Source organism: Acetobacter tropicalis (assembly GCF_001580915.1).
Classification (GTDB): domain Bacteria; phylum Pseudomonadota; class Alphaproteobacteria; order Acetobacterales; family Acetobacteraceae; genus Acetobacter; species Acetobacter tropicalis.
The window spans coordinates 23,588-47,850 of sequence record NZ_LHZQ01000201.1 but is presented as its reverse complement, the minus strand read 5'-3'; the positions used below and the strand labels follow the sequence as shown (position 1 = coordinate 47,850).

The following is a 24,263-nucleotide window of genomic DNA, read 5'->3' as shown; positions in this document are numbered from 1 at the left end:
AGCCTGATTACGCCCGCGGCTCTCTCCGGATGCTTACGGATAATCGACCATACCTGTAAAACTATTCGGCATCGCCACCTGCATCTTTGTCTCTCACGGGAAAAGCCTGACGGATAATTTTTGTTTCGTCAGCCTCTACCACCAAGGAGCGGAATTCAGCCGTGGACATGGCCGAACTTCCTTGCTTTCACCGTTCCAGCGTCTGAGATGGATAACTGTTCCAAACGGCTCCGTATCACACCGGGAAGGCAAACGGATTGAGCGTCGCCCGTACAAAATCCTGCTGTTCAAGAGCCGTATCTAACCCGAGGGAGGCCAGATCATCCGCGACCACTTCCAAAGCCGGCTCCCGATCCTGCCGGAAGATTTTGATGTAGCCATGGCAGTCTCCACAGGTTTCCCCTTGGATTGCTGCATCTGTTGTCTCGAAAGACCAGTAATCCACATGGTCCGTTCCACCACACACACTGCATGTAGCACGAACCTTGTGCCACCGTGTCTCACACAGGCTGCACTGAAGGTAGCGCAGTCCTTCACGGTCCCCCGTCAACACCAAGCCACCGGACGGTGGGGCACCGCAACAAGGGCACCGGGCTCCTGCTGTTTCCAGAACCTCCCCTTTGGCGGCATGTGGGGTCGCCAATGCTACAGCTTGGGCCCAGAACACAGAAAGCGCAGCCCACAGGAATACAGATCGGCCAGCATCCACACACGCATAGTCACCAGCCATAAGGGCTGCGGCTTTTGCCGCCAGTTCAGACCGATCCGCATACATCAGGTCAACCAGCCCTGCCGCCGCAAGCTCGGGCATAAAGGGAGAAAGGTTTTCAACTATTCCGCGGAAGGCCTCCTGCCAGTAGGCACATCCTGCCAGCATGGCAACAGAAGGCCGTTCGGCCCCAGAAAGACCATCTCCCAGCAATGCACTGACAGGAATGGCCCCTTCCGCACTGAGGGGAGCATCTGCCAGCAGGCGCGCCTGCTCATCAACCACACGGGCAGCGAACCCGAGATACCCCTCACGGCCAGATATAGGTTCCCCTTCCCCCGTAGCGGTTTGCGCCTGCTGTTCAAGCTGCCGGAGCCGTTCAGCCCGCCGCCGATACAGCACAGCCAGACGAGGCAGAATAATAGGCTCAATAGCCTGCACACCGGGGACGGTTTTATCCAACGGTGGAATATCGGAAAAAAATGAAGTCATCAGTGATGTTTTACCGGAGTATCGGGGGCTGGATTCACGTCTTCATCATACCAACGGTCATGATGCTGTCTGGCCCAAGCGCGAGAGACGTATCCTGTCAGCATACCGGTAATAGACCCACGGACCCATAGCCCCATGTAAATATGGCCAACAACCAGCAAAATGAGACCAAGCCCCGCCATGGCGTGCGCCAGCAGCGCAAATCGAATAACCGGAATAGGAAAAAATACCGCAAAATAGGCGCGCCAGATAACAATGCCGGTAAAGAACAACACTGAAATAAGGGACATAATTCCCCAGAACAGCAGTTTCTGACCGGCATTATATTTGCCCACTCGCAGTTTTTTCTCATGCCTGTTCATCAACACATCAACAACATGCCGGAACCAGATGGTATCTGTTTTGACCAGCAGATTGTGGTGCACAAACCGGAAGAACATGACCACCAGCAACAGAAACACCACCGTACCCAGAAAAGGATGCAGGATGCGGGCTGTCTGTGGTGTGCCCAGAACATTCCCTAACCAGTTCAGACTGGGGAAAAACCAGGACAGACCAGACATGGCCACCAGAAAAAAGCAGGCCACCATGGTCCAGTGGCACATCCGATCAAAAAACTTGGTGCGCAGAACGGAATTTTTGGTGTCCATGATTATTTCCTCCCTTCCGGGCGCTCGTCATCAGAGCCCTGTTGCGCAACAGGTGTGGCATCGGCCAACTCTTTCCCCTCAGCCGCAGGATGTTCGTCTTCCTCTGTCGTGTTGGGACCAACACCCACGTAATGAGCAAAGGAGGCGGCCAGAGTAACAATAAATCCAAGCGCCCCCACTGGTTTGAGCCATTCTTTCCAGCCACGCACAACCGGGCTGATATACGGGTCCTTTGGCAACCGATGATAAATCTCCGGTGTGTCCGCATGTGTCAGCACATACATGACGTGGGTGCCCCCAACACCCGCGGGGTCATACAGGCCTGCGCCTTCATGCCCGCGGCTTTTCAGTTCATCAATTCGGTTAGCGGCAAGCTGCTTCATGTCCGCTTTGGAGCCAAAAGCAATAGCCCCCGTGGGGCAGGTTTTAACGCAAGCAGGCTCCTGCCCCACCGCCACACGGTCTGCGCACAGGGTGCATTTGTAAGCCTTGTTATCTTTTTTGCTGATACGCGGCACATCAAAGGGACACCCCGCCACGCAGTAGCCGCAGCCTATGCACTGGTCAGACTGAAAATCCACAATACCGTTGGCAAACTGCACAATGGCGCCAGGGCTGGGGCAAGCCTTCAGGCACCCCGGCTCCTCGCAGTGCATGCAGCCTTCCTTGCGCAACAACCATTCCAGTTTGCCGCTTTCATCTTCCACTTCATCAAAGCGGATAACAGTCCATGTTTCAGGCGTCAGGTCTGCCGGGTTATCATAAACCCCAACGTTATGCCCTACCTCGTCCCGCAGATCATTCCATTCGGAGCAAGCCACCTGACAGCCTTTGCACCCAGTGCAAAGGGAGACGTCAATCAGTTTGGCAACTTACTCCTGATGGCTACGGGCCTGAGGCGCGGGTGTCATTCCATTTGTGGCGGAGCGCCGGATAATATCCTGTGACTGCATACTCATCGCCCACCTCAGACCTTTTCTACGTTGACAAGGAAAGCCTTGAACTCAGGCGTCTGGGTGTTGGCATCCCCCACGGCAGGGCTGAGCGTATTGGCCAGATACCCTTTGCGCGTTGCGCCTCTGAACCCCCAGTGACACGGGATACCAATCTGCTCCAGATCCCGGCCCATGACGTTAAGCGTTTTGATACGCTTTGTTACCACTGCCTTGGCTTCAATATATCCACGGGCAGAAGAAACTTTCACTTTGTCTCCTGCTGATATCTGCAACCGTTGCGCCAGTTTTTCACCAATTTCCACAAACTGTTCCGGCTGAATAATAGCATTCAGACGAGAATGTTTGGTCCAGTGCCGGAAGAGCTCCGTAATGGAATACGTGGTCGCCACATAAGGAAAATCCTTAGGCGAGCCCATACGCGCCCGATCATCCTTCAGCACACGGGCTGTAGGGTTGTAGGACACAGCCGGATGTAACGGATTATTTTCCAAAGGAGATTCCGTCGGCTCGTACTGTTCCGGGAACGGCCCGTCAGACATGCCACCGCAGGCAAACAGACGCCCTACTCCGTCCGGCTGCATGATAAAGGGGCTTACGCCGCTTCCCGGAGGAGACGTAACAGGATAGTCTGGTACATCAGCCCCTTTCCAACGCTCTCCTGTCCATTCCAGAATCTGTCGTTTGGGGTCCCACGGGCGGCCTGCCGGATCAAGCGAGGCCCGATTATACAGAATGCGCCTGTTGGCAGGCCATGCCCATGCCCAGCCCGGCGTGCAGCCCAGCCCCGTATCCGTATTGTCCCGGCGGGACATCTGGTTGCCAGCCTCTGTCCACGATCCTGCGAAAATCCAGGCAAAACTTGAGGTTGTGCCATCATCTCTCATCACTGAGAAATCGGGCAACAACTGCCCCTTGCGCACAACAACCTTGCCCTGATCATCCATGATATCGGCCAGAGCATACCCATTGGCTTCCTGCGCCACTTCTTCGGGCGTGGGATCTTCCGGGTCCTTGTAGTTCCACTGCATGTTCAGCACTGGCTCCGGACAGGCTCCCCCATCCTTGCGGTACAGGTTACGGATCTTCTCAAAGATCGTGCCAATGATGCGCCCGTCCTGCCATGCTTCTCCGGGCGGCGCCGCACCGGCAAAGTGCCATTGCAGCCAGCGGCCGGAATTGACAATGGAGCCATTTTCCTCAGCAAAACAGGAAGACGGCAGACGGAAAACTTCCGTCTGAATGTCTTCGGTTTTTACATCATTAAAGACACCTTCATTCTGCCAGAAGGAAGCTGTCTCCGTGGCAAGGGGATCTATCACCACCAAGAACTTCAGTTTTGCCAGCGCCTGCGCGGTCTTATTCTTATCCGGTAAAGCTGCCAAGGGGTTGAAGCCCTGAGAAATATAACCGTTCACCTTGCCTTGGTACATCATGTCAAAATAGGCCAGCATGTCATAGCTGCGGTCCCATTTTGGCAACCAGTCATACCCCCAATTGTTGGCGACAGTTGCATGCTCACCCCATAGGGTTTTCTGCAAACTGATAAAAAATTTGGGCGTGTGATGCCAGTAATTCACCTGACCCGGCACATCTGTAGCGGGTGTGCTTTCCTTCAGATAGGTGCCGATATCCTGCTGTTTATCTGAAGGCAGGTTCAGGTAACCCGGCAGCCGGAGAGAAAGCAGGCCCAGATCCGTATAGCCCTGAATGTTGGAATGCCCACGCAGCGCGTTCATGCCACCGCCCGGCATACCAATGTTGCCCAGCAACAACTGGACCATGGCGGCTGCACGAATAACCTGAGAACCGCTGGTGTGATGGGTCCAGCCGAGTGCAAACAGGAAGGTGGCGGTCAGATCCGGCGCACTGGTCCGCGCCAGTTCCGCGCACACATGCTGGAAATCCTTGAGAGGTGTGCCGCATAGTTTGGTCACCATCTCCGGCGTGTACCGCTCCACGTGCTTGCGCAGCAGGTTCAGAACGCAGCGGGGGTGCTGCAGAGTTGGGTCCTGACGGGCAAACCCGTTTTCGTCCCGTTCATATGTCCAGGAGCTTTTATCGTAGGTCTTCTTTTCGGCATCATACCCGCTGAAAAGACCCTCTTCAAAATCATAGTCTTCACGGACGATCAGCGCGGCATTTGTATAGGCCTTAACATACTCATGCTGAATTTTGTCATGTGTCAGCAGGTAGTTCACAACCCCCAGCATGAACGCTGCATCTGATCCTGCGCGAATAGGGGTATAGAAATCAGCAACAGCCGCGCTACGGTTAAAGCGCGGGTCAACAACCATCACCTTGGCGCCATTGCGGATCTTGGCTTCCATCACCCATTTGAACCCCACGGGGTGGGCCTCCGCCGGGTTGCCGCCCATAATCAGAACCACGTTGGCGTTTTTAATATCGACCCAGTTGTTGGTCATGGCCCCACGCCCAAACGTGGGCGCAAGGGCGGCAACCGTCGGCGCGTGGCAGACACGCGCCTGACAATCCAGCCCCAGCATGCCCAAAGCACGGGCAAACTTGAAATCGAGCACCCCTGTCTCATTACTGGCGGCGGAAGAGGCAAGCATGCCGGAACTCAACCAGCGATTGACCAGTTCGCCTTTTTCATTCCGTTCAATGAAATTCTTGTCACGATCATCCTTGAGCAGCCGGGCAATGCGATCTGTCGCTTCTTCCCAACTGATCCTCTTCCATTCCTTTGAGCCAGGAGCCCGATATTCAGGATATTTCAGACGGCCTTCACTATGGATAAAATCGACCAACCCCGCCCCTTTGGGGCACAGGGAACCTCGACTGACGGGATGATCCGGGTCCCCTTCAATGTGAAAAATGCTGGGCTTGGCATTTTTAGCACCATCGCCAAGGCTGTACATCAGAATGCCGCACCCTACGGAACAATAGGTGCAGTTATTCCGGGTTTCCTTGGCCCGAAGCAGTTTGTACTGGCGTGAATCTCCCGCATACGCTTTGGGTGGCGCAAATCCCAGCGCCACTGCACTGGCTCCTGCTGCGCATGTACCGCAGGCTTGTAGAAATTGCCGTCTTCCCAGAGTCATGAGGTCATGCCTTTTTATCTCAACAAACTGCATAACCCCTATTTAAGTTCTCTTACACAATCTGAAATTGATACAGATCACCCACAAAATTCCGTGAGTATAGCCACAAAGATATAGATGTAAGGGGAAAGCCTTTGTTTCCCTTCACCTCCTTGAAACACATTACTTTTTTCTCATCCGCCCGCAGTCTCACTGGCAACGGCCATGCCGCATTCTGCGTCGTGTGCAGGTCCATTTGAGCCGCCATCTCTTTACCTCGCTCCCCCTGCCATTTTCCATCTTCCATATTTTTCAAAATATTTATTGCAATTGATACTTGTTCTCAATAAGAAGGAAGGCGGAGCACCTGTCGGCGGTATCCCGTCCGTCTTCCCTAATCCTGGCAGCGTGCTCCACCCACAAGCTGACCCGACTGCTGCACTGTAACAGTCAGCTTCTTGTTCTCCTGGGATGGGCAGAGAAAACCACATGACTCACTCCACCACCTATAGCGCTCACTGGCATCTGGCACATTCGCAGCCTTCTGTTCTGCTTGATTATTTCAACCCCACGCGCGGCTTTATTCCTCAGGTCAATATCCTGTTCAGTCGCTTCAAAGCTGTTCAAACCCTTTGCGATGAAGGAGATGGTGAAGAAAACCTTATCCGCCTTCGCAATGAACTGGCTTTCCATCTGGTTAAAATGTCTCGGTGGTGGGGGTTCGATTTCTGCCCGCGCGGGTTAACGGGTGTGCGCAACCCGCTGTTTCTTACCTATGTCAAAGCCCATATTGCGCGCGTGATTGATGATGAATGCTTCTTTGATCTTTTCACAATGCAACGGCAGATGCACAGCGGAGATGCCGGGCACATTCTTATTTTAGGCAAGGATCAGTTCAGTTCTTCCGCCCGCACCATTCTATATGGCGTTGATGGCTGCAAGGGGTTCCGGTTTGCCAACAAGATACAGAAAGCAGACCCCGAGTGGCACCGTTACAGCTACCCGGATTTTGCCAGCGCGTGGCTGGCCGCATGGTCCACGCATTGCTCTGGAACCAACGTGTGCAAGAACCTGCGCGAGCATCTGGCCGCCGAACGTGAATATGCCTGCGCCCGTACGTGGCATCAGCGCTACTTCCATCATCAGGATGCCCGCAGCGTCATCAAAAATCATACCGAAGCACAAACGCAGCTTTCCATCTGCCAGTCCCCGTTTGGGCGAGCCGCGTTTGAAACCATCCTCAACAGTCTGGCCTATGATATTGTAAAAGCGGCATTTGACCGCTCCCTGACTATTGCTGATCTCATTGAAGAACATGACAAAGTGGACGGTACGCTCCGCACCGCCAACAGCATCAAGCAGCAGGCCCGGCAGCATGTGGCCAATAATGTTGACCCCTGCCACCGCCCGGATATGGAGCACCTGCTGGACCGAACTCTTTCCTACATTCCACGCCGCTGCGCGTAAAAAGAGAAAGGGGGCATAGAAGCCCCCTTTTATTTTTGTCCTGGTTCCGTCAGCTTTTCAGGCAACCGCTCCTGTAACGGACTGCAGAACTTCTGGACTGACCTCCGCTGCAAATCCCTCCGCATTTTTCTCAAACAAAGAGACAAGCTTCTTGGCCTGAGCGTCATAGGCCGCCTTGTCCGCCCATGCCTGTGCCGGATTGAGAACCTGATCTGGCACGCCTTCAACATGCTTGGGAATGCTCAGCCCGAAATAAGGCTCAACTTCAAAAGTCGCATTCTTCAGCGTGTCTCCCAGCACGGCCGCCAGAATGGCACGCGTATAAGCCAGAGACATTCTTTTGCCTGTACCGTAGGCGCCGCCTGTCCAACCCGTATTGATCAGCCAGCATGAAACCTGCCCTGCCGCCAGCCGCTTCCGCAGCAACTCCCCATACACAGCGGGAGGACGCGGTAGAAACGGCGCACCGAAGCAGGCGGAGAAAGTAGCTTCCGGCTCGTCTCCAAGCCCTTTTTCCGTCCCGGCAATCCGCGCGGTATAACCAGACAGGAAATGGTACATCGCCTGATCAGGCGTCAATTTTGCCACGGGCGGCAGAACACCGAAGGCATCTGCTGTCAGCATGAGAACATGTTGCGGCTTACCGCCACGTCCACTGGCGACAGCATTGGGAATAAAGTTTGTCGGGTAGCAGGACCGTGTATTTTCCGTGCGGGATGCATCATCCAGATCCAGCTTGCCGCCATCCCCTACGGTCACATTTTCCAGCACCACACCAAACCGGTGAGACGCGTTCCAGATATCGGGCTCAGCGTCCTTGCTCAGCCGAATGACCTTGGCGTAGCAACCACCTTCAAAATTGAACACACCCTCATCAGACCAACCGTGCTCATCATCACCAATAAGCGGACGATTGCGGTCAGAAGACAGTGTGGTCTTACCGGTTCCAGAAAGCCCAAAGAACAGTGCGCTATCGCCGGTGCTATCAATATTGGCTGAACAATGCATGGGCAGAACGCCTTTGGGCGGCAGCAACCAGTTCATGACGGTGAAAATGGATTTCTTGATCTCACCCGCATACTGCGTGCCCGCAATAACAATCAGTTTCTGCTCAAAGGAAAGAGCCACAGCGGTTGAGGACCGGAGCGCATAGGTTTCCGCATCCAGCGCCAGATCCGGCGCGTGTAGAATAACGTAATCCGGAGTAAAGTTCCCAAGGTCCTCAACAGGAGGACGAATAAACATGTTGCGCGCAAACTGGGCATGCCACGCATTGGTCGTGACTACGCGCACCCGAATTCGGTGCTCAGGATCAGCTCCTGCGTAGAGATCCTGAATGAAAAGCTCCTGCCCCGCCAGATACCCGCGCACTGTATCTGTCAAACGCGTAAAATGTTCGGGGCTCATTTTCTGGTTGGTGGCGTTCCACCATACATCCGCCCGGATAGCAGGTTCATCGACAATGAATTTGTCTTTGGCAGACCGTCCTGTGTGCTCTCCGGTGTCAACAGCCAGCGCGCCATCTTCAGATAGAACGCCTTCCAGTCTTTCCAGCGCTGCCGCTACCAGTTCAGAGGCCGAAAGATTGGCATAAACGGCATGAAAAGACACCACCCCGGTTTTCTCCAGCACCTTGCACGGGTTCTGGCTCTTAACGCCCCCGAAAACCTTTGCGTCACAGCGGTCTTGCATGATTTTTATCTTCCTTATTTTTGTCACGCGCTTATTGCCGCCATTTTTTGTCAAAACTTCGTCAGAAGGCTTTCAAAAAACAGAGCGATAGGCTTTACCATCCACTTACGTAGGCTTGTACTATCTCTCAGAGTTCCAGATTTTTAAAGTCTGGAATCACCTTTATCCTTGCGTCGCTTTAATCATGCTGTACGCAATGCAGCCTTGCACGCTTTTTCTCAAGCAGCAGCACTTGGTCAATCCGTGCCGCCACCCAGAGAAAAAATAAGGCCATTTTTTCCTAAATCCCTCTATTTGGTTAATCCTCCTGTTCCTCTCGACGGTTAATAGATCCGGGCACTATGCTGTACGCCTTAATTGGCTCACAGGACTTGAAAGCATTCATGACGGACCAAGCCTCTCTCCCGCTTCATCCCGCAGCACGCGCCCAGCATGTGTTGTCCCTGCTGGCTGCGGAAATTGGAAACAAGATTTCTACCAATCCCTCCGTCTGTGAAGCCCACAGCCATGGAGAGGCTCTGGAAATTGCCAATATGCCTGTAGGGGTTGTTTTTGCGGAAAGCACGCAGGATGTCTCTACCACGCTGGCTCTGTGTCATTCTCACCGGGTGCCAGTAGTGGCATTTGGAGCGGGTACCTCTGTTGAAGGGCATGTCACCCCACCTGATGGTGCAATCAGTCTTGATCTTTCCCGCATGACGGAGGTTCTGGAAGTTAACGCGTCTGATCTTGACTGCCGCGTTCAGGCCGGGGTCACACGTCAGGCGCTCAATGCATTTCTGCGCGATACCGGCCTGTTTTTCCCTGTTGATCCGGGTGGCGAGGCAACTCTTGGCGGCATGTGCGCCACACGCGCTTCCGGCACGGCGGCGGTGCGATACGGCACCATCAAGGAGAATGTGCTCCGGCTGACAGTCGTCATGGCAAATGGTGAAATCATCCAGACAGGCGGTCGAGTAAGGAAGTCCTCCACGGGGTATGATCTCACCTCTCTATTTATCGGGTCCGAGGGCACGTTGGGTATCATTACGGAAATACAGCTTCGGCTGCATGGCCAGCCCGAACAGCTTTCCGCTGCAGTTTGCCAGTTTGAAACTCTGGACGATGCCGTGAATACAGCGGTGGAAATCATTCAGATGGGTATTCCCATCGCCCGCGTTGAACTGCTGGATGATGTGCAGATGCAGGCCTGCATCCGTTACTCTAACTTGGAAGAGTATCGTCCGCTCACCACTCTCTTCTTTGAATTTGCGGGCTCTCCTGAAGCCGTCAAGGAACAGATCAGTGTCACGGAAAGCCTGGCACGTGACAATAACGGGCTTGCCTTTACATGGGCGGATACGGCAGATGAACGGGCCAGATTATGGAAAGCAAGGCACAACGCATACTGGGCCGTAAAAGCGCAGCACCCCGGCCAACGCTTGATCAGCACGGACTGTATTGTGCCTATTTCACAACTGACGACCCTGATTTCAGGAGTGAAGGAGGATATTCTGGCCTCTGGTCTATATGCCGCCATTCTCGGGCATGTGGGAGACGGCAACTTTCACACTCTTATTGTCACGGAAGAAACAGAAGCCGGACGCCAGCAGGCCTTGGCGCTTGACCGTAAAATTGTTGCCCGTGCCCTTTCCCTGGGAGGCTCCAGCAGCGGAGAGCACGGCGTGGGCCTCGGCAAATTGGAATTCCTGGCCGCCGAGCACGGAGAAGGCGCCCTCAGTGTCATGCGGGCGCTGAAAGCCACGCTTGATCCGCGCAATATCCTCAACCCCGGTAAACTTCTTCCTATCGGCCCGGTGTTCAAGGGCTGACCGTTCCTCCCCTCCCCTGAATTGGGGAGGGGCTTTATACAGCCGTTTGCGCGCTTTACCCCAAAAAAAACAGTCCTCCTTTTCGATCAGGAAAAGGCCCCATCACCCACTCCTGATACACGCGCCAAGACGTAAGTGGGCAACCTATGATTTGAGGCTTGCCCTCCCCAAAATAAGAACATAACATGAACAAATTATGAAGCAGAGCCTCTCCGAACGTTTGGCCATCCTTTCCGATGCGGCCAAGTATGATGCGTCCTGTTCCTCCAGCGGGGCTGGCAAACGTGATTCTGCTGGCACCAAAGGGCTGGGTTCCACCGGCAACGGCATCTGCCATGCCTACACGCCAGACGGGCGGTGCATTTCCCTGCTCAAAATTCTACTGACCAATTTCTGCATCTATGATTGCGCCTATTGCATCAACCGTTCCTCCTCAAACGTTCAGCGCACCCGTTTTACCCCGGATGAGGTGGTCTGGCTGACCCTGGAATTCTATCGCCGCAATTATATTGAAGGATTATTCCTGTCTTCTGGCATTATCCGCTCCCCTGAAGACACCATGGCTCAGATGGTGCATGTGGCGCGTGAACTCCGCCAGACCCATAACTTTCGGGGATACATCCACCTGAAAACCATCCCCAATGCGTCCACCGAGCAGCTTGCTGAGGCTGGCCTCTATGCCGATCGCCTCTCAATTAACGTGGAAATGCCCACAGAGCAGGGATTGGCCGCCTACGCGCCCGAAAAAAAAGCCGGGATCATCCGTCACTCCATGGGAGAAATGCAAACGCGAATTGAGGCCGGAAAGGAACGAACTCTGTCTGGTCGTCGGCCGCCACGCTTTGCGCCCGGTGGCCAAAGCACGCAAATGATTATCGGGGCCGACACCGCCACTGATCATGATATCCTTGCCAGCAGTTCTTCTCTTTATTCCGGCTACAGGCTGCGGCGGGTCTATTATTCCGCTTTTAGTCCCATTCCCGATGCCTCGGCCATTCTGCCTGTCCGGCCACCACCGTTGCTACGTGAACATCGTCTTTATCAGGCAGACTGGCTGTATCGTTTCTACGGGTTCCAGTTTTCCGAGATTACAGCAGGCCGCCCGGATGGCATGCTGGATCTGACACTTGATCCCAAACTGGCATGGGCTCTCGCAAACCGGGCACTTTTTCCGGTCGATCTTAATCGAGCCAGCCGGGAAATGCTCCTCCGGGTGCCTGGGCTGGGTGTGCGTTCCGTCAACGCTCTTATCGCCACCAGACGGCACAAACATCTGCGGCTGGAAGACCTTGCCCGTCTCAATGTATCGCTTCGCAAGGTCAAACCGTTTGTGCATACCACCGGCTGGTCTCCTGCCCGCTTGGTTGATCAAGCTAATCTCAGGCAGGCTTTCCTGCCCCGCCCCCAACAACTGACCCTGTTCTGAGCCATGACCTACGGAGTTACCCTTGAAAGAGATACGTCTTTTTCAGAATGGCGGCCTTTGGCGCGGCGTTGCTTTCTAGCCGGAGTGCCGCCCGAGGCTATGGAATGGCGATGCTCTACAGCAGAGGCTTCCCTGTTTGATACGCCTCTGTCTCTCCCCACACCCCGGCCAGACGCCCAAAATCCGATATTACGCAGCAATTGCCTTGCATTGCTCAAATCCATTCTGCGCCATGCCGATCAAACACGCTTTGATCTGGCTTACCGTATTTTGTGGCGGGCACAGACTGAACCGTCCCTCGCGGCCATTCCACTTGATCCGGATATTGCCCGCGCCCTCCGTATGTCTCACCAGATCCGGCGGGACGCCCACAAGATGGAAGCTTTTCTCCGCTTTCGGGAAATAGGGGAGAGCGAAAACGGGCGACGGCTGTTTCTCTCGTGGTTTGAGCCAGACCATTACATTCTGCCCACTGTTGCGCCGTTTTTTACTCGCCGTTTTACAGATATGGACTGGGCAATTCTGACTCCAAAAGGCTCCATCACCTGGAATGGAACAGAGTGTCTCATCACCCGCGCCCCCTGCCCTAAACCGGATCTTTCAGACACATTGGAGCAATTGTGGCAGACCTATTATGCCTCCATTTTCAATCCGGCGCGAATCAAAACCAAAGCTATGCGGTCGGAAATGCCCCGCAAATACTGGAAAAACCTGCCTGAAACCCGCCTTATCCCGCAAATGCTTGCGCAAGCAGGGGCCAGAGTAACAGCCATGGCCACCCAGCAGCCACAAGAAGCACCTCAATTCCATAAACGCCTACAGAAAAGACGGGCAGAAAAACCCTGACCCTGACCTTTAAAATATCATATCTCATGTGGAATATTACTTCCCTGTTTTGAATAAAGCTGGAAGTCTGTCGGTTCTGAATTTCTCGGCCCATCACACCTGCCAGACTGACATCATGCTTCTCAAAATCAGATCTTCACGCACTTTTTTCTTCCTCATTGCCCCTCTTCAGAAAGCGCAACAAAAAATTGTACCCTATAGCGTTAGGGATATGGGAGACAGGGTCTGATGCAGGACGCAAAATGGCGGCAGCTTGTGGCGGGCCTGATCTGTATGGCTGCCATTTCTTCCCCTCAATATGTCTGGACCCTGTTCACGCCCACCTTGAAAGGCGAATTCGGTGTCAGCGCAGCCGCCTTACAGGTCACGTTTTCTCTTCTGATTGTCCTGCAAACGGTCTTTTCCCCTATCCAGGGATGGATTGCGCACCATATTCATCCGCGCACTCTCATCATGATCGGAATTGGCTTGACGGGGCTGAGTTGGGTGAGTGCGGCATCAGCTTCTTCTCTCACGCAACTCTATCTGTTTTATGGTGGCCTTGGGGGCATTGGCACCGGCATTGTGTATGTTGGGGTTGTCGCCTTATTGATGCAGTGGTTCCCTCAAAACAGGGGGATGGCAGCAGGAGCGGCTGCCGCAGGCTATGGCATGGGAGCCATCGTGACCACCTTCCCAATCTCCCACTTTCTGGCTCTGTGGGGATGGCGTCCAACCCTGTCCATGTTTGGTATTCTTATGGCCGCAGTGGGGCTTGGCGCAGCGTGCTTTTTAAAAACGCCTGCCCGCCATCAAGAACAAACAAGCTGTAATCAACCAGGTTATCTAACCCCTTTCGTGCTCAGAGCACCCCTGTTCTGGTTGATGTTCTTCATGATGGCCACAATGGCCACGTCGGGGCTGATGGTTACATCCCAACTCGCTCAGATTGCCCATGATTTTGGCGTCTCACACCTAACCATACTGGGTCTGAGCGCCCTCCCTCTGGCCATGACACTTGATCGTATCGCCAATGGACTAACCCGTCCGCTCTTCGGCTGGATTTCTGACAGATATGGACGCGAGCAGACCATGGCGTTCGCCTTCGCGCTGGAAGCGATCGCCCTTCTATGCTGGCTGGGGATGGCTCATCATCCTGTCGCCTTCGTCCTGCTTTCTGGCCTTGTGTTTCTCGGATGGGGAGAAATTTTCTCTCTCTTTCCCGCCACATTAACCGATACTTTTGGTGTGCGCGATGCATCCCGTAATTATGGCATGCTCTATATGGCCCAAGGTGTAGGAGCCATTTTTGGTGGCCCACTGGCAGCGTGGCTGCACCAAGCCAGCACTAGCTGGTATCCTGTTTTTGCCTGTGCCATTGGGGGAGATATTCTCACTGCGTTTCTGGCTCTTGCTGTGCTGCGCCCTATGCGTCGTCACTTTCTGCAAAACACGCCACCATCCGTCTGATGTCATTTATTTGGCCTCGGACACTATCCCCGTTTGCATATGCTCCGCATCCTCCCCCAGTTCACATCCATCCGCTGTTCAGACGGGGGAAGAAGAAACCGGCCCCATGCGGGCCTGACTGAAATCCTTCAGCTTAGGCTTTTCATCTCCAGCACTTCTCCCTACACCTTCCCATCGTGACGGTGCGCGTCAAGATTGCGCAGTAAGCAGAATGGGAAGGATCACAGCTTTAAAATGCTCAGGAACGCCAGCACGCCATTTTCCCTGCTGCCTGTTTGCCTGGTTCTCAGCATCAGTTCACCGGCTTTCGTGACCATTGCCCATGCAGGTACCGTGCCGTCCATCACCTTGGGGGATGTTGTCATCAAACCCTATGCCACGGACCAGCTTGATATTGGCGGCCTCCCGCAAACAAGCGTCCCTGCATCCGGCGTGGGCGTTCGCGCTGGCAGGCTGAGAAACGGCGCGCGTATAACCATTCACAAACAGTTTGAAATTGGGGCGATATGGGATTTCGGCCCCGTTCCTCATGGTCCGATGCGCCTGTTTGAAGGACAACTCAGCTATCTGGGCCTGAAGCATTTTGTCTTTACGGCGGGTATTTTCAAACCCAGTTTCGGGCTTGAGTCCATGCAAGCCCAAGGAGATACCGTTTTTATAGAACGCGCCAGCATTGCGACAATCACCCGTAATCTTGCCGCAGGCATTGCACGGCAGGCTGTCCAAATTGAAGCTCACGGCAAGCGCTATCATGTTGCAGTAGCCGGCACAGCCGGCACAGCAGGGCCTGATCACGATGGCAATCAAAGGGCCATTGTGTTCCGTTTGGTAGGCCTGCCCATCCGCACACGGGATATTCTCTTTCACGTTGGCTTTTCTGGAGAATGGGTGTTCAAAGCCGCTCAAAGTCCCGGCCAGCCACCAGCCGCCAATTTTTCGGATTTCCCGGAACTGAATGTTGGTTTGACAGGAAAATTTCTGAATACAGGCCGCATTCCGTTGCGCAGCGCAGGCGCATTCGGGCTTGAAGCTGCAGCCGCGTGGAAACGTTTGCTTGTATCAGGAGAGGCTTACGAAATTGCGGCCAACCGCCGAGAAAATGTTGGCACACAACATCTGCATTTTTCAGGCTGGTACGCTCAGGCAAGCTATACCCTGATGGGTAAGCCCCGTAGTTGGAAATCACGCACGGCCGCCTTTGCGGCCCCCACCTGCCAGAAAAACCAGACCACCCTGTGCAACGGAAGCGGCGTGCTGGAAGCGGCGTTCCGCTTTTCGGATGCCAATCTGAGGTCTGCTTCCGTAGATGGCGGCCACCAACAGACATGGTCTGCCAATCTGAACTGGTGGCCGGTCGATATTTTGCGGGTCAGCCTTCAATATGAGAACGGTACCGTTCGGGAAGAACATGCCACAGAGACGTTTCAGGCCGTACTCTCAATGCTCCAGATCAAATTCTAATCCTTTCTGCGCCAAAGCCAAGCGCCACATCTGCGGGAGTCAAAAACAATCAGATCGCAAAGTCATCCAAAAGCCTGATACCGCACTGTTTTGACATAGTCTGCCGATAGGTTTCTACTGCGGCAGGGTAAGTCAGACCACCGATTAAGGAAAAGCTGTGTAACTGGGCAAAAAGGTGAATATCATCTGTGGAAAGAGCACCATTCACTGCCTCCGGAGATTGCACCATTGGCGCAAGATCTTCCAGTAGTGCAGCCAAAGGCTCCAATGCGGCGGCCCCTTCACTCAGAATATCCGTGAAGGCTCCCGTGGAACGCTCCTTGGTACGCACAAAATAGGCGCGTCCGGCTGTTGTAGAAAACTCCGGGAACGGAGCACATGCTGCACGAGGCAGAAACTGCTTATATAATGGTCCATTGGATCGTCTGATCCACTCTGCTAGCGCCGGATTGGTTGGACCCGTTAAAAGAGGCGTTCCCTGCGCGTCAATATGTGCCACAATATCCATGCTTTCGCCCATGAAATGGCCATTCTCTTCAAGAATTGGCACCATCTTCTGGCCGATCATCTGTTTGGGCGTTGCTTCATCGTTGTTTTGAAGAATAATCAGATCAAATGGAATGTGGCGCAGCCCAAATATCATTCTGGCTTTAATGCAGAATGGACAGTGATCATAGACAAACAGCTTATACATAAAAGCCCCCCGCTTTGGTGGTTCTCAATCTTCTTTTTAAAGACCATTTCAGAAATCTCATGTCAGAGACAACACCTGATCTCTGAAAAGGCCTCTAAAAACTATATCCTGAGCACACCATGCAAAGGCATAAGGAGATCATAAACCGTATTTGTTCAGCAAAATTGAATATCTGCCGCGCCCTACGCCATTTACTATGCGTGAAACACTCAGAAAATCGTTTATCTATGCCTATGCCGGCGCGGCCCGTGATAATCAGTCACCAGATAAGGAATAGTTGTCAGTATCTGCACACCCAGCATCCCTGGCCCTCGCTTTGCATCACGCCGTATTGGCAGGTGTGCATGCCCATTGGTCCAACGCCCCCCATCCTCTTCAGGAGGATGCCAGCCGAGAAGATCGCCTTTGATATGCGTTGTCACCTTTTTCCGTTTCCGGGAATCAACGAGGGTGATATCGCCTACATGGACCCCAAGATACCGCTTGTCCTGCACATACGGACCAATCACATCGACAGGCCGACTGGCGCGGGACGAAAGATGCACCTCATGAACATCAGGCGGCAGCATGAAAACGGCAACGTTCTCTTTTTCCATCGCTTTTCGGATAAACTGACCGCTTTCTGTCACCAGTTGCAAATCATGATCGTCCGTTACTTCTGGTAGATAGAACGGACTTTCCAATCCGCCAACTTCAGCGCGGGATTTAAGGCGATGATATAAGCCTTCCACAACGGTTCTATCCGTTACAACAGGCATATGGGTGCGGGTATGCCAATGGCTGTCTTCAGGGCAAGGCGGCAACGCGCTGGCAATAAGCAGGTTTTCCGCAATCAGCACAGCATGAGGGTCGGTCTGCACCGGATAGGCTTTATAGGCTGTAAAAGTCCGATCATAAAAAATTGAAAGTCTGTTCACCAGCAAACACAGAGGCACAAACTTGTCTTCAAAAAACAGGCAGTGATCAGGGGTGAGAACAACGTCATGGGCCGGCACGCCATCCGCAATGGCATCCTTTAGAATGCGAATAGGATAACCTGCTTCATCATCCGGCAGACCGGGCAATGTCATACCATAGGCGACGCGGATATGTGAGACCAGATGAGGTAATTCCTGGCCATCTGTATAGCCCAGCACGGCATGGCCCGGGCTAAGAGTTTCTACCTTGGTTTTGCCTACGGGCGTATGGAGGCATGTCCCTTCCAGGAGACTTGCTTCAGGCACAGACAGGCGATCACCGCCCTGCCCGCTACCTTCAGGATTTGTATTGGGTTCCTGCTTGAATGCGCCTTTCAAACAATCACCTTCTTCTGGGCGTGTAGGAAGAAAAGCCATTTATCCTTTCCATAACACAATGAACGACCAAGGGCGCGCGTGTTACAATGTAATATGTTTGCTTTTTGCCATAAGAAGATGCGCACCGCCGATTCAGGGAGAAAACACCCCCAGAAAACAAAACCAAAGATGCCCCTCTCCCACCAACAGAAAGTGTGCAATCAAATGTATTACAAAATTAATTTTGACAAGGCCAAGCAATGAAACTTTTGAAATTGTAATTTAGGCGCTGTTAAAAAAGACCTAACTATTGTTAATTTCCCGGTCATATACAGAAGGTGGATTTAAGTTAAAAAAATTAAATTTACTTTTTCTGCATAAACTACATGGCCTTTTCTTAGATAATAATTTTATTAAAGAATTTTCTTTCTATTTTGGCGATCTTTATTGGTCTATACGAATATAGCGTTGAAAACTTTAGAGCAATCATTTGCCTGCGTGAGTTATTGTATCGTAAAATTTTTATTAATATGTCTTCACTTACGTCCTCAAAAGGAGGGTATCATTCTTAAATTTTAATTTCACTTTGATAATGCGCAGTATCTCGGCCCTAAAACTCATCAGCCTTCTATATGAATCGACCCTGATCTATAAGGATTTCTTTCTCTCTTTCTTTCAGCAGAATCTGCTATTCTGCTTTCATTTTTACGGAACCTACTTTGTATGTCTGACACCACCCCTCTCATTTTATCCTTTGGCAGTGTTAATATTGATCTGACGGTGCGTGTGAAAACTTTGCCCAAGGCCGGAGAAACACTGCATGCGTCCAATTATACGATTGGTCTGGGAGGCAAAGGAGCCAATCAGGCAGCGGCGGCGGCTCGCCTGTCCCACCAAACGCCCGCTCAGGTTGCGCTGGCCGGACGGATAGGAACAGATCATTTTGGCGCGTTCGCACGGGACGCTCTACTGTCTTTTGGGGTTGAAACAGCACCTCTTTATAGTGATCCGGAACACCCCACCGGCATAGCGCTGATTTCTGTCGATCAAGATGGTGAAAATTGCATTACAGTTGTCGGCGCCGCAAATATGGCCGTGGGGACGGCTGATCTTGAACAAAATTCCCTCTGGCTAGACCGGGCTCGCGTCCTGCTTCTTCAACTTGAATGTCCCCTTGCAAGCGTTGCTGCCGCAGCCGCACGCACCAGAGAAGCAGGAGGGCTAGTCATTCTTGATCCCGCACCGGTACCGACTGAGGCACTTCCCGCGCTTTTGTGGCAGAACATTGATGTTCTGACCCCTAACGAAACAGAAACCTTTCTCCTGACCGGCATCCAGCCAGAAACCGCTGAACAGGCAGCACAGGCTGCGCAAATCCTCCTGCATAAAGGAACCCAGGCCGTGGTGATCAAAATGGGAGGACGCGGAACGTATTGGCATGATGGCATTGAAGGCGGGTTCATCAGCCCCTTTAAAGTGGTTCCCATTGATACTGTTGCTGCGGGAGACTGCTTCAATGCAGGTCTCGCTGTCGCACTCAGTGAGGGTAAGCCTCTTCCGGAGGCTGTCCGTTTTGCTTCCGCATGCGGAGCGCTGGCAACCACCCGTAAAGGTGCGGCAGATGCGGCTCCCACACGGAATGAAGTGCAGGCGCTTCTGGCGTAAATATCCGTGCTTTGGCTCTCACCTGCCGGAACAGGATCGTTTTGGTTGGAAATTGAACTCTTCCGACAGATATGAAAGAATGTATATCCGTCACTCCCTACAGCAAGAGATAGGCATGCGTTTTTCCTTTCCATCCCGCTTTTGTACCTATCGCCCCCGTAAAACGGCCTCTTTTCTCTTGATGGCTGGGATCAGCTTTTCAGCGTGTGTCGCTCTGCCCGTGCAGGCACAAACAGCGCCCCAAAAACCGGATCTCTCCGCCATTCAGACCGTTGTGGTGATTTTTGCGGAAAACCGGTCTTTTGATAATCTTTACAGAGGCTTTCCAGGCGCGGATACATCCGCCAATCTTTCTCCTGAAACTTTTCAGCAAAAAGACCGGGACGGAAGCGTTCTGAAAGAACTTCCCCCTGTCTGGGGCGGACTGACAGGACGGGGTATTCCCAATCCGATCACGCAAGCCATGACGGAACATCTTCCCAACAAACCGTTTGCTGTAGATGACCCAAAGGGCTTCAACGTGCCCCTCAATACACTTACGCATGACCTATGGCATCGGTTTTATCAGAACCAGATGCAGATCAATCACGGCAAGAACGACATGTTTGTAGCGTGGGCGGATACAGGAGCCATGCCAATGGGCTACTGGAACGGCAGTCACATGAAAATGTGGAAAATTGCCGAAAAATACACAATGGCAGACCATTTTTTTATGGGAGCCTTTGGCAGTTCCTTCCTCAATCATCAATGGCTGGCCTGTGCCTGCGCCCCTTATTACCCTGCAGCAGATACAAGCCCTGCTCACCCCTCCATTGTAGTGGCAGACAAAACGGGCACAGCACTGCTTATCGCCCCCAACTCCCCCCATTCCGCTTTGGATGGTGTTCCAAAATTTGTGCGTGATGGAAACCTCACGCCGGACTTCCATGCGGTCAACACCATGCAGCCGCCCTATCAACCAAGTGGCAACAAGCCCGCAGAAGGCCAAGACCCACGCTTTGCCGACCCCGCACGCCCCACCACACTCCCCCCCCAGACCACACCGACCATTGGTGACAGGCTAAGTGAAAAAAACATTAGCTGGGCATGGTTTTCCGGAGCATGGCAGCATGTACAGGATCACGGTAACGCCTACCCGATGCCTGATTTCCAATACCATCATCAGCCCTACAACTATTACGCAAACTATGCCCCGGGCACCGCTGCCCGTGCTCAGCATATTCAGGATGGCGGCCTGAACGGCGTCCGTTTCAAAGAAATTATTGATAGCGGCAAACTGCCGCAGGTCTCATTCTATAAACCGCAGGGCAATCTGAACGAGCATTCAGGCTATGCGGACATTGAATCCGGCGACAGCCATATCGCAGATCTTGTCAGCCATTTGGAAAAAAGCCCCCAGTGGCCCCATATGCTGGTAATTGTGACGTATGATGAAAACGGTGGTCTCTGGGATCACGTCGCCCCTCCCAAAGGGGATCGCTGGGGCCCAGGCTCCCGCATTCCCGCTATTATCATCTCCCCGTTTTCCCGCCAGCATTACGTGGACAAAACTGTTCAGGACACCACGTCCATCATTAAGTTTCTGACCGAGCGTTATAATCTCCGCCCGCTGGATGGCCTTCTCAATCGAGACAAGTCCATTCAGGCCAGCACAGGTAAACCGCTGGGTGATCTGACAGGAGCTCTATTGCTGCCCAATCAGACCCATTAGACTTCTTTCTCTCCCTGGTGCCATGTCTACGGCGTGGCATCAGACCTTTTCTGGGTATCAGAATATCCGTCAGTCAGCGTTTTGAGAAACGCGACAATGGCGTCAATCTCATCATCTGACAGGACAGGCCGGTTACCTGGTTGCGGCCCAAATGGAGGGTCCATATTGATGTTCTCCTGATACTGCTTTGGAAGATCATCATATTTCAGGATTCTTCCATCTTTCCCGACCGGATAAATGCGTTCGGGGTGAGTGTCTCTCAACACATAAAAAGCTACGGCATCCCGTAGGGAATGATAAAATCCGTTATGGAAAAACGTCTGCCGTGTTGCCACATTCCGTAAAGAGGGCGTGCGGAACAGTCCACAATATTCAGCATACTGCTTCAGGTCCGTGCGGTCAGGCCCGCAAAGACCAAGATCAAACACTTTTGGGTTCTGGTTGAATGGTAACGCCCTGTTCCGTGGCACACCAACGGCAATCATACCGTAATCCGTAAATTGCGGCGGTGTCCCATCGTTGCCCGGCTGGCTTTTATGGCAGGAAGCGCAGTTTCCCTTTTCAGGGTCTTCAAACAATTCCAGCCCTTTGTGCTCCCGTGGCGTCAGCACGGTTTTGCCCGCCAGATAGGCATCATATTTACTGGAATAAGGGTAAAACCGCCGCCAATCCTGCTGATAGGCTTCAAGCGCTTTGGTAATGACTTGAAACAGATCTGTTGTTTGCAGATAAGGCCCGAGCGCTTTCAATGCCTCACCATAGCCCGCGCTGAGAGCTCGGCGGACAACATCCTGCGGTGCCTGCTGCCCCATTTCAAAAGAAGCCAGTAACGGAATAACCGCCTGTTCAGCCTGCGTATTGGCGCGACCATCCCATGTCAGGCCACCAGTTGGACCGTTATCAATGCTTTCGTCCGCTTCATCTTCAGAATCGAAAAAATGCTCTGTAAATTGCGGAACATTTTGCAAATATTTCAGCGAGGGCACGGCCCGGTGCCCTCGCTGTGCCATATCCACCCCGCCATACTGCACAGAAAGCGCATTATCCGGCGCAAAAGCGGCTTTCTCGCTATGGCAACTTGCGCAGGATAACACACCGGAAGCTGACAGGCGCGGATCGTGAAACAGTTTGTCCCCGACGGCGGCCAATCGGGCGACGTTTTTATAGACTTCGCTACGACTTGCTCCTTCTTCAGCCTGTGTGGAAGAAGGAGGCCATATCAATAGACAGACAACAAGACACGCCTGACAGGAAAGGAAGAAACGGTTCATCACGCCAGAAAGAATAGCACTCCATCAGGAAAAAATCTCCTTACTTGAGAGTAAGGCCCGCCCGCCCCCCAAGCCCAAGGCCTTCCCCTTACCGTGAAAGCACTCTCTTCAGGGTTTAGAAATCAGATCCTTGATCCGAGCCTTCATGCGGGGCACATCCACAGTGAGCACCACTTTTTCCTTCTGTTCGCCAACATCCGGCTGATATCCCTCTGTCCAGGACAGAATGTCTCCGTATTGCGCGCTGAATATGGTGTTCACGTCCACATACAGGTCTGTGCTGGAACGGATGAGAGTGGGGTCCAGCCAGACCGCCGCAGCAATTTCATCCCACAAGGGAAAGTTGTTGGCGCCACGCTTTACAATCCGGGCAATGGGCGTGTCCGCCGAGGCAATATCCTTCACAAATTCCGCGGACATTTCTGTCTCGGTAGAAGGGTCCACCGGCACCATGACAATCCGCTTCCATGGGGCGTGCATCGTAATGGACGCAGCTTCAGGATCAAACCGGATATTGAATTCCCGACGAGGAGAATTGCCGAATTCCCGTGCAAACTGGGCAGAGGCTGCACTCGTCAACTTCTGGCGCGGGTTCAGGCTCCCCCCCATGTACACCAGTTCCTTGGCAAGGCTGGCAAATTCCGGGTCCAGCTTCTGTGCCAGAGCCAGGTTGGTCATGGGGCCACATTCAATAATACTGATCTGGCCTGGATATTGATGCACCATGCGGATCATGAACATGGCCGCATTTTCAGCCGAAGGCTTGATCTTGGGGTTCCCCCACGGCAGATCCGGCACCACATCGGCCGGATGGTATGGCGGAAGGGCCTGAGTGGTTTTCTCCACCCATTTCTTCATCCACGCGCCTTTCCACACCAGCTTGCCGTACAGGGCTTCCCACCGGTCAGTCAGCTTTTCAGAATTCATGAGCGGATAGGTGGCACCCTGCACAACCGGCACATCTGTACGGCCCGCAATTTCCAGCCCCCGCAATGCGTAAGCTGTCGCCTCTTTCTGCCAGAAATCTCCGCTGACAGTACCAAAACCCAGAACTTTTACATGCGGGGCCTTCAGCACCATCCACTGGGCCAGTGCAAATCCGTCATCGTCAAAAATGACCATCCGGTCTGCTTCGGCATGCGCCACTACCGGAACAGATGCGCCCAATAGCCCTACGGCCAGAACGCAGCGCCGCGCAAAACGGGCAAAACCACTCTTTTTTATCACGCCTGCTTTCCTTCTGGGGCAGTTTCAAGATTTTCCGGGCCAAAAGACGATGGCAAAAGCGCGTGCAGATTATCTTTGAATAATAGCGCGCCGTCTTCATCCACTACCAGAACACATGTCCGGGGTGTTGCAAACTCCCGAATTTTCTGGCGGCACCCTCCACAGGGCAGGCAAGGCGCTGGTCCTTTGCCTGCCACCATGATGGTTGCAATCTTGCGATCCCCGCCCGCAGCGACCATAGCAGAAATAGCACCAGCTTCCGCACACACTCCTTCCGGATACGCGGCATTCTCCACATTGCAGCCGGAAAACACCTGTCCATCTTCCGTAATCAAAGCGGTGCCTACATGAAAACGAGAGTATGGCGCATAGGCATTGCTACGTGCAGCAAGGGCGCGCTGCGTCAATGTAGCCGTCATGC

At 53.2% G+C, this 24,263-nt stretch carries 17 protein-coding genes and 1 pseudogene; 8 read left to right on the top strand and 10 right to left on the bottom strand.

Annotated elements, in window-relative coordinates; all coding sequences use genetic code 11:
* Window positions 1-235: 235 nt before the first annotated feature.
* The 4 genes and pseudogenes from fdhE to fdnG all read right to left on the bottom strand — a co-directional run bounded on the left by fdhE (window position 236) and on the right by fdnG (window position 5,869).
* The gene (fdhE, locus tag AD944_RS07805; RefSeq protein WP_045541437.1) at window positions 236-1,201 is read right to left on the bottom strand and encodes a formate dehydrogenase accessory protein FdhE; all 966 of its coding nucleotides are present in this window, start codon (window positions 1,199-1,201) and stop codon (window positions 236-238) included.
* Window positions 1,201-1,851 (bottom strand): formate dehydrogenase subunit gamma, encoded by a 651-nt coding sequence (locus tag AD944_RS07800; protein ID WP_045541436.1) that lies wholly within the window; start codon window positions 1,849-1,851, stop codon window positions 1,201-1,203. Before AD944_RS07800 ends, fdhE begins: the two co-directional genes overlap by 1 nt.
* Window positions 1,852-1,853: 2 nt before the next feature.
* Window positions 1,854-2,810 (bottom strand): annotated as a pseudogene (gene fdxH / locus AD944_RS07795) (formate dehydrogenase subunit beta).
* A gap of 8 nt (window positions 2,811-2,818) precedes the next feature.
* On the bottom strand, window positions 2,819-5,869 hold the full coding sequence (gene fdnG / locus AD944_RS07790) for a formate dehydrogenase-N subunit alpha (protein WP_082741140.1): 3,051 nt from the start codon (window positions 5,867-5,869) through the stop codon (window positions 2,819-2,821).
* Between the two features lie 468 nt (window positions 5,870-6,337).
* Between fdnG and AD944_RS07780 the strand changes: the two genes are divergently transcribed.
* Window positions 6,338-7,315 (top strand): hypothetical protein, encoded by a 978-nt coding sequence (locus tag AD944_RS07780; RefSeq protein WP_035377206.1) that lies wholly within the window; start codon window positions 6,338-6,340, stop codon window positions 7,313-7,315.
* Window positions 7,316-7,372: 57 nt separating this feature from the next.
* Here the strand turns inward: AD944_RS07780 and pckA are convergent, their stop codons facing one another.
* Window positions 7,373-9,007, bottom strand: coding sequence for a phosphoenolpyruvate carboxykinase (ATP) (pckA, locus tag AD944_RS07775; RefSeq protein ID WP_045541434.1), 1,635 nt, complete (start codon window positions 9,005-9,007; stop codon window positions 7,373-7,375).
* A 383-nt stretch (window positions 9,008-9,390) separates the two neighbouring features.
* Here pckA and AD944_RS07770 point away from each other — a divergent pair, with 383 nt between their 5' ends.
* From AD944_RS07770 to AD944_RS07750, 5 genes are all read left to right on the top strand, one after another.
* Complete coding sequence (locus tag AD944_RS07770) at window positions 9,391-10,818, top strand: FAD-binding oxidoreductase (RefSeq protein ID WP_045541433.1); 1,428 nt, start codon at window positions 9,391-9,393, stop codon at window positions 10,816-10,818.
* Window positions 10,819-11,014: 196 nt separating this feature from the next.
* Window positions 11,015-12,244 carry a putative DNA modification/repair radical SAM protein gene (locus AD944_RS07765; RefSeq protein ID WP_045541432.1) on the top strand — a complete coding sequence of 410 codons (1,230 nt, stop codon included), beginning with the start codon at window positions 11,015-11,017 and terminating at the stop codon, window positions 12,242-12,244.
* A 3-nt stretch (window positions 12,245-12,247) separates the two neighbouring features.
* On the top strand, window positions 12,248-13,090 hold the full coding sequence (locus AD944_RS07760; RefSeq protein WP_035377212.1) for a TIGR03915 family putative DNA repair protein: 843 nt from the start codon (window positions 12,248-12,250) through the stop codon (window positions 13,088-13,090).
* A gap of 228 nt (window positions 13,091-13,318) precedes the next feature.
* Window positions 13,319-14,539, top strand: a complete 1,221-nt coding sequence (oxlT, locus tag AD944_RS07755; protein ID WP_045541431.1) for an oxalate/formate MFS antiporter — start codon at window positions 13,319-13,321, stop codon at window positions 14,537-14,539.
* A gap of 234 nt (window positions 14,540-14,773) precedes the next feature.
* Window positions 14,774-16,000, top strand: coding sequence for an OprO/OprP family phosphate-selective porin (locus AD944_RS07750; protein WP_082741138.1), 1,227 nt, complete (start codon window positions 14,774-14,776; stop codon window positions 15,998-16,000).
* A gap of 49 nt (window positions 16,001-16,049) precedes the next feature.
* Here AD944_RS07750 and grxB read toward each other — a convergent pair whose 3' ends face one another.
* Entirely contained in the window at window positions 16,050-16,694 is a 645-nt protein-coding gene (gene grxB / locus AD944_RS07745) for a glutaredoxin 2 (RefSeq protein WP_045541430.1), read from the bottom strand.
* Between the two features lie 221 nt (window positions 16,695-16,915).
* On the bottom strand, window positions 16,916-18,028 hold the full coding sequence (locus AD944_RS07740; protein ID WP_045541429.1) for a Hint domain-containing protein: 1,113 nt from the start codon (window positions 18,026-18,028) through the stop codon (window positions 16,916-16,918).
* A gap of 663 nt (window positions 18,029-18,691) precedes the next feature.
* Between AD944_RS07740 and rbsK the strand changes: the two genes are divergently transcribed.
* Together rbsK and acpA are read left to right on the top strand one after the other, a co-directional pair.
* Window positions 18,692-19,633, top strand: coding sequence for a ribokinase (gene rbsK, locus AD944_RS07735; RefSeq protein ID WP_045541428.1), 942 nt, complete (start codon window positions 18,692-18,694; stop codon window positions 19,631-19,633).
* A gap of 181 nt (window positions 19,634-19,814) precedes the next feature.
* Window positions 19,815-21,344, top strand: coding sequence for an acid phosphatase (gene acpA, locus AD944_RS07730; RefSeq protein WP_086641626.1), 1,530 nt, complete (start codon window positions 19,815-19,817; stop codon window positions 21,342-21,344).
* A 26-nt stretch (window positions 21,345-21,370) separates the two neighbouring features.
* Here the strand turns inward: acpA and AD944_RS07725 are convergent, their stop codons facing one another.
* The 3 genes from AD944_RS07725 to cdd form a co-directional block, all read right to left on the bottom strand.
* A complete protein-coding gene (locus AD944_RS07725) occupies window positions 21,371-22,615 on the bottom strand; it encodes a cytochrome-c peroxidase (protein ID WP_045541443.1) in 1,245 nt (414 codons plus the stop codon).
* Window positions 22,616-22,723: 108 nt separating this feature from the next.
* Window positions 22,724-23,842: a nucleoside hydrolase gene (locus AD944_RS07720; RefSeq protein ID WP_045541426.1), complete on the bottom strand. Its 1,119-nt coding sequence runs from the start codon at window positions 23,840-23,842 to the stop codon at window positions 22,724-22,726.
* Window positions 23,839-24,261, bottom strand: a complete 423-nt coding sequence (cdd, locus tag AD944_RS07715; RefSeq protein WP_045541442.1) for a cytidine deaminase — start codon at window positions 24,259-24,261, stop codon at window positions 23,839-23,841. Before cdd ends, AD944_RS07720 begins: the two co-directional genes overlap by 4 nt.
* Window positions 24,262-24,263: the final 2 nt, after the last annotated feature.

What these genes read in the sequence shown, in the direction of transcription:
- oxlT (WP_045541431.1), top strand. Translation starts at nt 13,319, where the DNA reads ATGCAGGACGCAAAATGGCGGCAGCTTGTGGCGGGCCTGATCTGTATG.
- rbsK (WP_045541428.1), top strand. Translation starts at nt 18,692, where the DNA reads ATGTCTGACACCACCCCTCTCATTTTATCCTTTGGCAGTGTTAATATT.
- AD944_RS07770 (WP_045541433.1), top strand. Translation starts at nt 9,391, where the DNA reads ATGACGGACCAAGCCTCTCTCCCGCTTCATCCCGCAGCACGCGCCCAG.
- pckA (WP_045541434.1), bottom strand. Translation starts at nt 9,007, where the DNA reads ATGCAAGACCGCTGTGACGCAAAGGTTTTCGGGGGCGTTAAGAGCCAG.
- AD944_RS07765 (WP_045541432.1), top strand. Translation starts at nt 11,015, where the DNA reads ATGAAGCAGAGCCTCTCCGAACGTTTGGCCATCCTTTCCGATGCGGCC.
- AD944_RS07725 (WP_045541443.1), bottom strand. Translation starts at nt 22,615, where the DNA reads ATGAACCGTTTCTTCCTTTCCTGTCAGGCGTGTCTTGTTGTCTGTCTA.
- AD944_RS07740 (WP_045541429.1), bottom strand. Translation starts at nt 18,028, where the DNA reads ATGGCTTTTCTTCCTACACGCCCAGAAGAAGGTGATTGTTTGAAAGGC.
- fdnG (WP_082741140.1), bottom strand. Translation starts at nt 5,869, where the DNA reads ATGACTCTGGGAAGACGGCAATTTCTACAAGCCTGCGGTACATGCGCA.
- AD944_RS07750 (WP_082741138.1), top strand. Translation starts at nt 14,774, where the DNA reads ATGCTCAGGAACGCCAGCACGCCATTTTCCCTGCTGCCTGTTTGCCTG.
- AD944_RS07760 (WP_035377212.1), top strand. Translation starts at nt 12,248, where the DNA reads ATGACCTACGGAGTTACCCTTGAAAGAGATACGTCTTTTTCAGAATGG.
- AD944_RS07800 (WP_045541436.1), bottom strand. Translation starts at nt 1,851, where the DNA reads ATGGACACCAAAAATTCCGTTCTGCGCACCAAGTTTTTTGATCGGATG.
- grxB (WP_045541430.1), bottom strand. Translation starts at nt 16,694, where the DNA reads ATGTATAAGCTGTTTGTCTATGATCACTGTCCATTCTGCATTAAAGCC.
- fdhE (WP_045541437.1), bottom strand. Translation starts at nt 1,201, where the DNA reads ATGACTTCATTTTTTTCCGATATTCCACCGTTGGATAAAACCGTCCCC.
- acpA (WP_086641626.1), top strand. Translation starts at nt 19,815, where the DNA reads ATGGCTGGGATCAGCTTTTCAGCGTGTGTCGCTCTGCCCGTGCAGGCA.
- AD944_RS07780 (WP_035377206.1), top strand. Translation starts at nt 6,338, where the DNA reads ATGACTCACTCCACCACCTATAGCGCTCACTGGCATCTGGCACATTCG.
- cdd (WP_045541442.1), bottom strand. Translation starts at nt 24,261, where the DNA reads ATGACGGCTACATTGACGCAGCGCGCCCTTGCTGCACGTAGCAATGCC.